The organism is Collinsella aerofaciens (assembly GCF_005845035.1).
Taxonomy (GTDB): domain Bacteria; phylum Actinomycetota; class Coriobacteriia; order Coriobacteriales; family Coriobacteriaceae; genus Collinsella; species Collinsella aerofaciens_I.
Map to the genome: position 1 here is coordinate 42,008 of NZ_SPFO01000002.1, position 12,879 is coordinate 54,886.

Genomic DNA, 12,879 nt, shown 5'->3' on the forward strand with positions numbered 1-12,879 from the left:
ATATTTGAATTTTCGCGCAGATTTTAGGCATCATTTCGCCCAAATCGCCTGAGGCCGCCACAAAGGTGCCTATTCCCTTTGTGGTGGCTCTCCCCCGGCGCTACAGCAGATGTTCCTCGATAAAGATCGCGATGCCGTCTTCGTCGTTGCTCGCGGTTACAAAATCGGCGGCGGAGCGGGTGGCATCGCTGCCGTTTGCCATGGCCACGCCCGCGCCGGCGTCGGCAACCATGCAGGTGTCGTTATCGGCATCGCCAAACACGCAGATGTTCTGGAGCTCCATGCCGTTGAGCTCCGCCACACGCACAAGGCCGCGTGTCTTGGACACGCGCGGATCCATAAACTCGTAGAGCCGCTGCGTGGTTTGCAGAGCCGCCGCCTTAACAGTGTCATCGGCAAACGTCGATGCTTGCTCAATCACCCGCGGCATTACCTCGGGCGCCATGGTAAACATCACCTTGGGCTGCGGCTCGCGCAAGAACTCGGCAAAATCGACCACCTGGTAGGGCACGCCGTCGACGCGCGACAGGTGCTCGACGCACGCGTTGCTCTCGGGCACGTAGAACACACCGTCTCGGGGGCAGACGGGCGTTGCCGGAAGGTCCGCCATGTGCTTGCAGATGCGCGCGATGGTCTCGCCCGGCAGCGGATAGCTCAGCTCGTTGATGTCGTGCGCGCGGTCGATGACCTCGGCACCACCGCAGCCCACGAGCACGTCCACCAGGCCTTCGATGCCCCAGAGCTCGTACATGGCCTCGGTCGCGTGGGCGTCGCGCCCGGTGCACAGGCCAAAGAGCACGCCGCGCTCGCGCAGGGCGCGGATCGCCGCCACGGTGCGCGGGGACACCGTGTGCTGGCTCGTGAGCAGCGTGCCGTCGATATCGCAGAACACGGCTTTGATGTGGCTGAAGGTGGTGTCCATGGGGGCCTTTCTGGGTCGTGCGGCGGTGTGGGGTGTATTCGTGAACGGCGTACATGGTATACCAAGGCACAGGCGCGGCCCGTCAAAGCAAAAACCACCACAAAGGCGCCTGGCCTCTTTGTGGTGGCCGGATCCGCAGCGCAAACCATCACAACATTCGACGTTATTCGGCAAAATCGCGATTTTCAACGAATGTTGTGATGGGTTTTACTGCCTTGCAGAACAATCGAAATGCCGGCGGCCAAACAGCAGCAACGCCGCGGGGACCGCCGTCACGACCATGCCTGCCCCCACGAGTGTCCGTTGTACGCCAAATGTTGCCGCCAGCCACGGTGCAACCGCCAGAGGGGCCACGCCGGCGAACATATTGCCAAAGCCCATGACCGAGTTCACACGGCCGAGTTGCTCGAGCGGCGCCGTCGTCTGCACAATGGTGTTGTGGAGCGGGTTGACGACACCCCAAGCAATGCCCAGGGCGATCTGGCCGACGAGGGCCACGCCCACGTACGGTGTCCCCACATAGAGCAAACTTCCCAGGCCCACGGACATGAGCGCCACGAGCAGGGTTTTAAGGTTGACCAGGTGCGGCGGCAAGCGGAGCGCGAGGACGGCGCCCAGCACCGCGCCGACACCGCTGGCCGACGAGAGCCAGCCCATCCATTCGACACCGACGTGCAGGACATCACGGTAGAAGAACGACTCCAGCGGGTCGAAGGCACCGTAGCCAAAGTTCGAAAGGAAAATAATGCAGAAAAGTAGCGCGAGGACGCTATTGGTAAAGACCGTCTTGATGCTGGTCGCGAAGGTGGCGCGGGAAGATGTGTTGGGGTCGGGGCTTTGTCCCGCACGCTCCCCTTCCTCTGCCGAATCGGCATCCGTATGCCCGGCGGCATGGCTGGTCTGCGGCCTAAAGTCCCAACCGGCAACGAGCGCCTGTACGGTAAAGAGCATCATGAGCAAAAACACCGCACGCGACGACGCAGCAGCTGCGACAAAGCCGCCCAGCGTGGGGCCAACGATGATACTCACGTTTGAGAACATGGCGATGGCGGAGTTGATGTCTTTGAGCTCGACGGGGTCGTCGGTGAGATACGCCGGATAGGACGTGGCAATGGGCTGGGCAAATCCCATCACAAAGCCCAGGAGTACCGCGCCGGCAAGGACCGTTTCGGTCGCGCTGCCAAAGGCGAGAATTGCCGCGCCGGTTGCCAACGTGCCGACGATACTCGCCCGGAAATGACGGCGCGGACCCCAGGCGTCGAGCGCAGCGCCACCCGCAAAGGATCCCAAGATCACGAATACGTTCATAAACAGAACGGCCAGCGATGTCGCCACAACCGAGGCATCGTCTGCATAGGTGAGCGTTCCGATGACGCCGATAAAGTAGCTGGTCTGAAAACCGGTGTAGATGAGAAAGCGCATCGCCACCAGGCGCTTGGCCTGCACGGACAACGATGATTGAGGCTTTGAGAAAAGAGGGGCGAGCATAGAGACTCCTTGTTTCATACGAATGCGGACGGTGGGCATTCGCCACCGTCTGTCAAATCAATCTATCCGCATGAAACATTAAGGACGCATCAAGCCCCTTCTCTCCGTTTTTCGCCCGTCATGAACTACTTGGTAGATTGTAAGACATGTCCCACACATCTACCAAAGCAAAAACCACCACAAAGGTGCCTGACCCCTTTGTGGTGGAAATGGCGTTTGCCCAGATAAAACCTGCCGAAATAAACCTGTTCCTATTTGGCATGTTATGGCAACACAGCGAGCCGGTTCCAAGTGCCCCAGGTCGCCCCGAAAGAGGAGCGACGCGTACTTTGGTACGCGAGCGACGGCTTGAGGGGCGAGATGGGGTGCTTGGGGCCGGCGCAGCGTCAAGCCTGAAGGTGATCTTGGATAAGATCACAGATGGCTCGGGCGTCGTTGATGTTGATGGCTCGGGTCGCAAAGCCGGCGTCGAAGGCCTGACGCGCCAGGGCCTCGTTGCAGGCAAGGGCCAGCGTGTGGCCATCGACCAGGTCGAGCGAGCTCTTGCCGCGCAGACGGTCGACACCGGAGCGCGCGACGACGATGTTGTCGAAGCCCTCGGTCTTGTAACCCTCGATGATCACCACGTCGACATCGTTGTAACGCGACAGCAGCTCGCGTGCGGGCATCTCGTCCTCCTCGCGCGTGTCGGCGTACTCCGCCCAGCGCGTGGCACAGATGAGGCCCACGTGCTTTGATCCGGCCTGGTGATGGCGCCAGGTGTCCTTAGCGGGCACGTCGATATCAAAGCCGTGGTGCCCGTGATGCTTGAGAGAACCCACGCGCAGGCCGCGGCGGGTGAGCTCGGCGATAACCTTCTCGACGAGTGTGGTCTTGCCCGAGTTTTGGTAGCCGATAAACGCGATCGCGGGGACGGCCGGTGTCGGAGCTGCGGGCGCGACGGCGACGGGTGCGCCCGCGGGCGCGGCACCGTCAGCGGCCACGGCCTCAACAGCAGCGGCCTGACGCTCTGCGCGGTCCCACACGCCCGAGCGGCCGCCCTCCTTGTGCAGCAGGCGCACGTCGACGATCTCCATGCCGCGATCGACCGCCTTGCACATGTCATAGATTGTTAAGCACGCAGCACTCGCTCCAGTCAGGGCCTCCATCTCGATACCCGTCTTACCCGTCACGCCGGCCGTAACCAATACATGAAAGCCAACCTGCCCGTCAACGCGCGCCGGCGCCCAGCCCTCGGGCACGTCCTCGGCCGGCGTCCCCGCCGAAGCAATGGGCGCAATGTCGCACTTGCTCTTGGTAATGAGCAACGGATGGCACATGGGGATGATGTCGCTTGTGCGTTTGATGGCCATAATGCCCGCCACGCGCGCGCAGGCAAGCACGTCGCCCTTTTTGGCGCGGTCCTGCAGCACCATAGCCTGCGTCTCAGGATGCATGAGGATAGTGCCCTCGGCGATAGCAATGCGATGGGTCTCGGCCTTGTCGGACACGTCGACCATGCGCACCTCGCCCTTGGCGTCCACGTGTGTCAGCTCGTCGCGGCGGGCATCACGGGTGGGCTCGGTGGCAGCGCTGGCAGTCGGCTGTGCGGCTGCGACGGCATCGCTGTCAGTAGCCGTGACTTTGTGGGCAGACATCGCGGCCCTGCGAGCGGCCTTGGTGGCATCGGCGTACCTGCTCTTGGCCATATGATCATCCTCCGATTTGGGACATAAATCGTTGCGTGCCCTCAATTATCGCGTGTTCCTGCGGTTTGTGGGCCACGGCATCGCGCCAAATCGAAAGTACCTGCATATCATCACCACGGCGCAACGCCTCACGCACCGAATACTCGGCATCGCTGAACAGGCACGGACGCACGTTGCCATCGGCCGTCAGGCGCAGACGGTTGCAGCTCGCGCAGAAATGATTGGACATGGCGCTAATAAAGCCAACCGTTCCCGCCGCGCCCGGAAAGTGCCAATAGCGCGCGGGGCCCGCGCCGGCAGGAGCGTCGTTGATGTCGAGCGGCTCGAGCTCGAGCTCGCCCAGTCCCGCCGCCGCGGCCCCGGCATTGATGCGCGCCCGCAGCTCGTCGCTCGGCACGGTGTCGCTCGCGTCCCACAGCTCGGGATTGAGCGCGGGCGCGTGAGGGTCTACGGCGCAATGCGAGCTCGTGCGCTCGTCACCGATGGGCATGTATTCGATAAAGCGCAGGTGGATGGGTCGGTCGAGCGTGAGCCGCGCAAGGGCCGCCACATCCTGGTTGAGTCGGCGCACCACAACGCAGTTGACCTTAACGGGCTCAAAGCCCCAAGCCAGCGCCGCGTCGATGCCGGCCATGGTCTGCTCGAGTCGACCCAGGCGCGTGATCTTTCCAAAGAGCGTAGGGTCGAGCGTGTCGAGCGAAATGTTGACGCGGTTAAGACCGGCGTCTTTGAGCTGCGGCGCCAGCTTGGGCAGCAGGGCGCCATTGGTGGTGAGCGAAATGTCCTCGATCTGCGGAATCGCGCGGATATCACGAATGAGCGGAATAATACGGCGGCTGACCAGCGGCTCGCCACCCGTCAGGCGTACGCGGCGAATGCCCTCCCCCGCCACCATGCGCACAAAGCGGGCGATTTCCTCGGCGCTGAGCAGCTCGTCGTGTGCACGGGGCGCCACGCCATCGGCCGGCATGCAGTAAATGCAGCGGAAATTGCACTTGTCGGTAACGGCAATGCGCAGGTAGTTGATATCGCGGCCAAAGCCGTCATGTTGCACGTGCCCGTCCACGCAACCCTCCCCTCACGCGGCGTTTTATTCTTCGGAAAACATAATACCCCATGCGAGAATCATGCCGACACCCGTACGACAGGACAGGTCGCTTCGAGCAAAACGGACTTTCCAAGCCCATCCTCAACACGCAAACCATCACAACATTCGATGCTTTTCTCGTTTTTGGCAAAAAACGTCGAATGTTGTGATGGTCTGCCTGCCCACGGCACCCCGTAGAAGGACCAAAGCGCCCCTAAAGGCCGCCATCCCAGTGTCGAATCACGAATTCTCGCAGGTCGTTCTGCCGTTTCTGGAACACCTCGCTTCGGTCGCACTTGAGGCCCATAGCGAGCGCGATGGCGTTCATCGCCCGATGCAATTGCAGCTGGTGGGCAAACTGAGTCCCGGTGAGGACGATCATCCTAAAGCCCAGCGCGCTCAGCACGGTCATACGCTCCGCGTCCGACGCGCTGCGCTGTTTATCAAGATGGTCCGAGCCGTTGTATTCAATCCCCGTACCGCTCGCAGGCGCGTATACATCGATCTCGAAATACCCGGCCTTTGCGAGATACTTGAACTCGTTGGGAACATCGACCCGATGGTTGAGCTCGATCTTGGCGTATCCCAGCCCGCCCTGGGAACGTTTTGCTACGACCATGATTGCGGTGGCCGTCTCCATGGGCGAACGCGCGCCATCGTGCACGCGCTTGAGCACGGCGGCCGCGCGTATAGCCCCCTGACGAGATCGGTTCTCATTGCAATAGGCAATCAAGTCGGCAACGGTGTACCTCTGCCCCATCTCGACATAATCGCCTGTCGACAGATGATTCAAATGGTATCGGGCGCAGATTTCGTAGCCATATTCCAGCTGCTCGGGCTCGCTCATCCACGAACCCGCTTGGACAAAGCACATGGCCTCATCAACCACCAGAAGGCCCTCTGCCACCTCGATAAGATGGCCTGGAGGTACCGGCGCCCCAAACACGTGGCACCTAAATCCAGCCGGCGTCGAGCGCTCAAAATCGAAGTTGACGAGCGTGTCGATATGATCGAGCTCTTCTCGTGGAATACCAAGTGAGACCAGATAGTCGGTAACGATCCCAACTGCCGTTGAAGCCCTCAGCCCCTTGGCATCGAGTCCCAATTTGGGCAGGCCCGCGGTCGGCTCCGCCTCGTTAGCAAGCGAGTCCTCATCGTATAGGCTGCTTGCTCGCGAGAGCGGCTCAAACGGACGCTCCACGTTGTGGTACAGCCAGGCAGTCTTATGGGACAGGACGATCGGCAGGTCCATGAGCCCTCCAATGGAGTCGGATAACCAACCTTATTCCCCTGCCCACGGGTCCGCACACCTTCGCGCGCAAGAAAGCGATTCCGCCCGGTCGAGTGGCAGAAAAACCATCACAACATTCGACGCTTTTCCCGATTTTGGCAAAAAACGTCGAATGTTGTGATGGTTTGAGGCGAGGTGAGAGGCACGGAGGGGTCAAAGCATCGTGCTCGAACGGGTTAATCCAACTCTTTTAAGCCATGCGCCAGCTGCCAGTACTCGCCGTGCTGGGCGAGCAGCTCTTCGTGCGTGCCGCGCTCGATGATGCGGCCGTGTTCGAGGACCATGATGGCGTCGGCGTCGCGGACAGTGGACAGGCGGTGCGCGATCATAAACGTGGTGCGACCGCGCATGATGCGGTCCATACCGCGCTCGATGAGCTTTTCGGTACGCGTGTCAATGGAGCTCGTGGCCTCGTCCAGGATGAGCACCGGCGGATCGGCGACGGCCACGCGCGCGATGGCGAGCAGCTGACGCTGACCCTGCGACAGGTTGGCGCCGTCGGCCGTGACCGGTGTGTCGTAGCCCCGCGGCAGGCGGCGGATAAACGAGTCGGCGCAGGCGGCCTCGGCAGCGGCGCGCACCTCCTCGTCGGTCGCGTCGAGCTTGCCAAAGCGGATGTTCTGCGCAATGGTGCCGCTAAACAGGTGCGTGTCCTGCAGCACAATGCCGAGCGACCCGCGCAGGCTGGCCTTGGCAATGTGCTTGACGTCGATGCCGTCGTACGTGATCTCGCCGTCATCGACCTCGTAGAAGCGGTTGATGAGGTTGGTGATGGTCGTCTTGCCGGCGCCCGTGGAGCCCACAAACGCAATCTTTTGCCCCGGCTTGGCAAACAGGTTGAGGTCCGTGAGCACGCGGGCGCCCGGCACGTAGGAAAAGTCCACGGCATGGAAGCGCACGTCGCCGGCAAGCGGGACCAAGCCGCACGTGAGCTCGGTGCCGTCGGCGGCCACCGCGCGGCCCGACTCATCAACGGCTGCCACGTCATGCAAGTGCCCGTACGCGCCCACGCCCTGGCCCTCGGGAATCTTCCACGCCCACGCGGCGTCGCCCGTCTGCACCAGCTCCACGCAGCCCTCGTCCACCTCGGGCTCAAGGTCCATAGCCGCAAACAGGCGCTCGGCACCGGCCAACGCGTTGAGCAAGAAGTTGCCGAGCTGCGTAAACTGGTTGATGGGCATGGCGGCCTGGCGCACAAAGACCAGGTAGCTTGCAAGTGCGCCCACATCGGCGAGCCCCTTGATGCAGAGCATGCCGCCCGCCACGGCGACGATGGCATAGTTGACGTAGCCAATCACGACGGTCATGGGCACCATGGAGTTGGCATAGCTCACGGCGGCGGTGCCGGTGCGGCGAAGCTCGTCGTTGCGGCAGGTGAAGCCGGCGACATTCGCTGCCTCACGGTTAAAGACCTTGATGACCTTTTGGCCCGAGACCATTTCTTCGATATATCCGTCCAGGTCGCCAAGCGATGCCTGCTGGGCGGCAAAGAAACGCTTAGAGCGCGCGCCCGAGTAGCGCGCATACAGCACAATGGCCGCATCGCACACGAGTGTGATAATCGTGAGCTGCCAGTTAAGGATGATGAGCATAGCCGTGGTGCCCACAACCTGAATGGCGGCCTGAATCACGTTGGCAAAGCTGTTGTTGAGCGCCTCGGAGACGGTGTCGACGTCGTTGGTGAAAAAACTCATGATGTCGCCCGAGCGCGTGCTGTCAAAATAACTGAGCGGCAGCGTCTGGATGTGCGCGAACAGGTCGCGGCGAATATCGGACACCACGTGTTGGGCCGCGCGCACCATAATCTGCGAGTAGCCCAGGGCCGAGAGCACGCCCGCAGCGTAGATGATCGCCGTCAGGATGACCTGCTTGGCGAGCAGTTCCTCCCCGCCCGTGGCCAAACCGTTAACGATGGGGCGCACCATGTAGGTGCCGGCGAGGCTCGCGATGGCGGCAACGGAGGCGAGCACGCCCACCGCGAGCAACGAGAACTTGGCATGCCCCATGTAGGAGAGCAAGCGGCGTACAGTGCGCTTGAGGTCGGCCGGGCGTGCTTGGGCTGCGGTCTTAGGCATGGCGCTCACCCCCTTCCAAGGGTGATCCGCATACGACGGAGGAAAACGGATCATTCGCGCAACCATCGTCGCTGCCGTCGCCGGCGTCCGCGTTCCTCGCAAACTCCATCTGCGAGGCATAAATCTCCTGGTATATGTTGTCGCCCGCTAGCAGTTCCTCGTGCGTGCCCACGCCGTGGACACGACCGTCGTCCAATACCACAATGCGATCGGCATCCATGACACTCGCGATGTGCTGGGCGATGATGAGCACGGTCGCATCGGGAATCCGAGCGATGTGCTCGCGAATCTTTGCGTCGGTCGCCATATCGACCGCGCTGGTGGAGTCATCAAAAATGAGCACGCGCGGATGCTTGAGCAGCGTGCGCGCGATGCACAGGCGTTGCTTCTGGCCACCCGAGACACCGGCGCCGCCTTGGCCCAACTCGCCGTCCAGCCCGCCGATGCGATCAAGGAACTCGTCCACGCACGCCGCGCGGCAAGCCGCGAGGAGCTCATCGTCCGACGCCTGCGGATTGCCCCACTGCAGATTCTCGCGCACGGTGCCCGTAAACAGCACGTTCTTTTGCAGCACAATGCCCACGGCGTCGCGTAGGGTCGCGAGGTCGTAGTCACGCACGTCACGTCCGCCCACAAGCACGGCGCCCTCGGTAGCGTCGTACAGGCGCGCAATCAGCTGCACAAGTGAGCTCTTGCCCGAGCCCGTGCCGCCGAGGATGCCCACCGTCGAGCCGCTCTCGATGCGAAGGTCGATATGCTCGAGCACATCCTCGGCTGCATCCGTGCGGTATTTAAAGGAAACGTCGCGAAACTCGATACTGCCGTCCGCTGGCGCCGCAATCGCGAGGTCTCCCGCGGGGTTGGCGATAAAGGGCTCCTCATCGAGCACCTCGGCGATACGGCCCACACTCGTAAGAGCGCGCGTGAGCAGCAAAAACACGTTGGAAATCATCATGAGCGAATTCATGATCAGCAGCACGTAGCTCATAAAGCCCGTGAGCGAGCCCACGCCCAGCTTGCCGGCGAGAATCATGCGGCCGCCAATCCACAGGATGGAGAGCGCAGCCACGTACATCGACAGCTGAAACACCGGCAGGTTGAGCACCGCGCTGCCAAAGGTCTTTGTCGCAGTGCGCGCGAGCTCGGTATTGACGGTGTCGAACTTGGCCTCCTCGTGCTCGGTACGAACGTAGGCCTTGACGGCACGCACGGCGGTGAGGTCTTCCTGTACCACGCCGTTGAGGTGGTCCATCGAGGTCTGCAGCTGGCGGTAGAGCGGACTGACGCGACAGGTGATAACGCCCAGTACGATCGCCAGCACCGGCAGAATAATCGCGAATACCGTAGCAAGCGGACGCGACAGCACCAACGCATAGACCAAGCCGACGATAAGCGTCACGGGACCGCGCACCATGGGGCGAAAGCCGTTGCCGATGGCGTTTTGAATAACAGTGATGTCCGTGGTCATGCGGGTGACGAGCGAGCTGGCGTCGTAGTTGTCCAGGTTGCCAAAGGCGAGCGTTTGAATCTTTTTGTACTCGGCCTCGCGCAGGTTAGCGCCTAGGCCCGAGGCAACGCGGGCGGACGTGCGGGCATAACCCAAGCCCAGTACCAGCGAAAGCGCAGCGCACACCAACATGTACGCACCCTGTAGCAGCATGTAGTTGATATCACCCGCAGGCACGCCCACATCGATGATGTTGGCCATGATGACCGGGATAAACAGCTCGAGCACCGTCTCGACCGACACAAAGAACACGCCGAGGATGGCATCGCGACGGTATGCCCCTAGATAGGAAAACAGTATTTTGAGATTGCGCACGCAGGTTCAACCCCCATCAAACGTTGTTCGCAAATGCACGTATTATTGCGCGCCGAATAATGGTGTCAAGTATTCCGAAATCGTTTTCTGCAAGGTTAGCGCCGGCGGCGAGTTCTCGTGATGTGTGTCCATATTCACTCGGAATAATGGTGCGCGAGACTTTTTCGCTTCGGCGTCAACACAAACCTTGACTCTACAATCGTTGTAGGGTTTTCACTACACTGGTACGTAAACGAACCCAGCCAGAAAGCCCCGCCCATGGAACACGACCTCACACGCGGCAATGTCCTTAAGACCATCGCGGTCTTTGCCCTGCCCTATATGCTCTCGTACTTTTTGCAGATGCTCTACGGCATGGCCGACCTGTACATGATGGGGCAGTTTAGCGGCGCCGCCGGCATCACCGCCGTGGCAAATGGCGCTCAGACGCTCTATATGATTACCGTGGCACTCGTGGGCCTGGCCATGGGAACGACGGTGATCGTCGGTCTCGCCGTGGGCTCGCGCCGCTTCGACCGCGCCGAGACCGCCATCGGCAATACCATCACGCTCTTTATGGGCGTCTCGGTGGTGCTGGCCGCTGTCCTGCTCGCGCTGTGCCCGCAAATCGTGGCACTCATTGGCACGCCGGCCGAGGCGGTCGAAGGAACCGCCGCCTACCTGCGCATCTGCTTTGTCGGCATTCCGTTTATCGCCGCATACAACATCCTCTCGGCCATCTTTCGCGGGCTGGGCGATTCGCGCTCGCCTATGTACGTGATCGGCGTGGCATGCATCATCAACATCGCGCTCGATTTTCTGTTTATCGGGCACATGGGGCTCGGCCCCGTGGGCGCGGCACTCGGCACGGTGACCGCGCAGACGGCCAGCGTTGCCCTCGCGCTCGTGTGGCTTAAGAGCCGCCGCACGAACATCCACGTTAAGCGCAGCGACCTGCGCCCCCAGCCCGAGGTGCTCGGCAGTATTCTTAAGATCGGCGTGCCCGTGGCCGTGCAGGACGGCTGCATCCAGGTGGCGTTTATGTTTATCACCGTCATCGCCAACCACCGCGGCTTGGTCGACGCCGCCGCCGTGGGCCTGGTCGAGAAGATGATCAGCTTCTTGTTCATTGTGCCGAGCTCCATGGGCGCCACCGTCAGCGCACTCACGGCGCAAAACGTCGGCGCGGGCAAGGGTGACCGCGCGCGTCAGGTACTCAAAGATGCCATGACGATCTCGGTGGTGTACGGCTGCCTGATCACGGCGCTGATGTGGCTGGTGGCACCGGCGTTTATTGGCTTTTTTGCCAAGGACGCCGCGGTGGTCGCCGCCGGCACCGGCTATATGCGCAGTTATATTTTCGACGCGATTTTTGCCGGCATCCACATTTGCTTTAGCGGCTTTTTCGCTGCATACGGCAAGAGCTATATCGGCTTTGCGCACAACGTGCTGGCCGTGGCGCTCATTCGCGTGCCAGGCGCGTGGCTGCTGTCGAACGCCTATTCCGATACGTTGTTTCCCATGGGCATCGCCTCGCCGTGCGGATCGATTTTGTCGGCGGTCATCTGTGTTGTCGCGTTTACCGTGCTCAACCGGCGCGGGGCTTTTGACAAGTTGGTGGCGTAGCGGGGCGACACAGGCTGGCACCTCTCCCCTGCTTTTTACCGAAAGGAGCGATCCTGTGACCGACACGCCAAGTGAACATACTGAGGGCCTGCTCCGCATTGGCGAGATTGCGCGCCTGTTTAACCTGAGCGTGGGCACGCTACGTCATTACGAGCAGATGGGCTTGCTGGATCCGGCGCACATCGATCCGGCAAGTGGATACCGCTACTACGGATCGCGGCAGCTCTCCACCCTCAACACCATCAGTCATCTGCGTGTTCTCGACTTGCCGCTCACACAAATCCGTGAGTTTGTGACCACGCGCGATGTGGACCTCATGCAGCGGCAGCTGGCGCAGCAGCAGGAGCTCATCGAGCGCAAGCGCCGCGAGCTGGAGCGCGTGTCGCGCAAGATCGACAACCGGCTTGCCCTGCTTCACGATGCCCTGAACACCGAGCTCGATACCATTTGCACAATCGATGCGCCCGAGCTTCGCTGCGCCGTATTGCGCGAACGCGTCAAGCCTACCGACGCCTATGCGCTGGAGTGGCAGATTCGTCAGCTGCAGAAGGGCCAGCACGAGACCTTTGTCTTTCTGGGCAACTTAGGCGTCGGGATTAGCGCCGTGCGCCTCGCCGCCGGCGACTTTGACGGCTACGACGAGGTCTTTATGCTGCTCGATGACACGGACGATTACCTGGGCGATGTCGAAGTACGTCCCGCCGCGCGGTGTCTGACGGTCAGCTTCCGCGGCACGCACGGTCAGGCGGCCCCGCGCTATGAGCGCTTACTCGATTACATGCACGAGCGCGACCTGTCCCCCGCCGGTCCCTCGCGCGAAATCGCCCTCATCGACGACATCATCAGCGACGACCCAGGGGCGTATGTGACGAGGATCGCGATACCGGTCCGCTAATCACTA

General features: G+C 61.6%; 9 protein-coding genes. 2 read left to right on the forward strand and 7 right to left on the reverse strand.

Going from position 1 to position 12,879, the window contains the following annotated elements:
- Positions 1–100 precede the first annotated feature (100 nt).
- The 7 genes from FGQ67_RS01320 to FGQ67_RS01350 form a co-directional block, all read right to left on the reverse strand.
- Positions 101–922: an HAD family hydrolase gene (locus FGQ67_RS01320; protein ID WP_138339685.1), complete on the reverse strand. Its 822-nt coding sequence runs from the start codon at positions 920–922 to the stop codon at positions 101–103.
- A 207-nt stretch (positions 923–1,129) separates the two neighbouring features.
- Complete coding sequence (locus tag FGQ67_RS01325; protein ID WP_171025129.1) at positions 1,130–2,410, reverse strand: MFS transporter; 1,281 nt, start codon at positions 2,408–2,410, stop codon at positions 1,130–1,132.
- Positions 2,411–2,796: 386 nt separating this feature from the next.
- Positions 2,797–4,098: a molybdopterin-guanine dinucleotide biosynthesis protein B gene (gene mobB / locus FGQ67_RS10380; RefSeq protein WP_138339687.1), complete on the reverse strand. Its 1,302-nt coding sequence runs from the start codon at positions 4,096–4,098 to the stop codon at positions 2,797–2,799.
- A gap of 4 nt (positions 4,099–4,102) precedes the next feature.
- The gene (gene moaA, locus FGQ67_RS01335; RefSeq protein ID WP_249934347.1) at positions 4,103–5,164 is read right to left on the reverse strand and encodes a GTP 3',8-cyclase MoaA; all 1,062 of its coding nucleotides are present in this window, start codon (positions 5,162–5,164) and stop codon (positions 4,103–4,105) included.
- 235 nt (positions 5,165–5,399) lie between these two features.
- Entirely contained in the window at positions 5,400–6,437 is a 1,038-nt protein-coding gene (locus FGQ67_RS01340) for a hypothetical protein (RefSeq protein WP_138339688.1), read from the reverse strand.
- 215 nt (positions 6,438–6,652) lie between these two features.
- On the reverse strand, positions 6,653–8,551 hold the full coding sequence (locus FGQ67_RS01345; RefSeq protein WP_138339689.1) for an ABC transporter ATP-binding protein: 1,899 nt from the start codon (positions 8,549–8,551) through the stop codon (positions 6,653–6,655).
- Positions 8,544–10,373 carry an ABC transporter ATP-binding protein gene (locus FGQ67_RS01350; RefSeq protein ID WP_138339690.1) on the reverse strand — a complete coding sequence of 610 codons (1,830 nt, stop codon included), beginning with the start codon at positions 10,371–10,373 and terminating at the stop codon, positions 8,544–8,546. Before FGQ67_RS01350 ends, FGQ67_RS01345 begins: the two co-directional genes overlap by 8 nt.
- 258 nt (positions 10,374–10,631) lie before the next feature.
- Here FGQ67_RS01350 and FGQ67_RS01355 point away from each other — a divergent pair, with 258 nt between their 5' ends.
- Both FGQ67_RS01355 and FGQ67_RS01360 read left to right on the forward strand, forming a co-directional pair.
- Entirely contained in the window at positions 10,632–11,978 is a 1,347-nt protein-coding gene (locus FGQ67_RS01355; protein WP_138339691.1) for an MATE family efflux transporter, read from the forward strand.
- Positions 11,979–12,033: 55 nt separating this feature from the next.
- On the forward strand, positions 12,034–12,873 hold the full coding sequence (locus FGQ67_RS01360) for a MerR family transcriptional regulator (RefSeq protein WP_138339692.1): 840 nt from the start codon (positions 12,034–12,036) through the stop codon (positions 12,871–12,873).
- Positions 12,874–12,879: the final 6 nt, after the last annotated feature.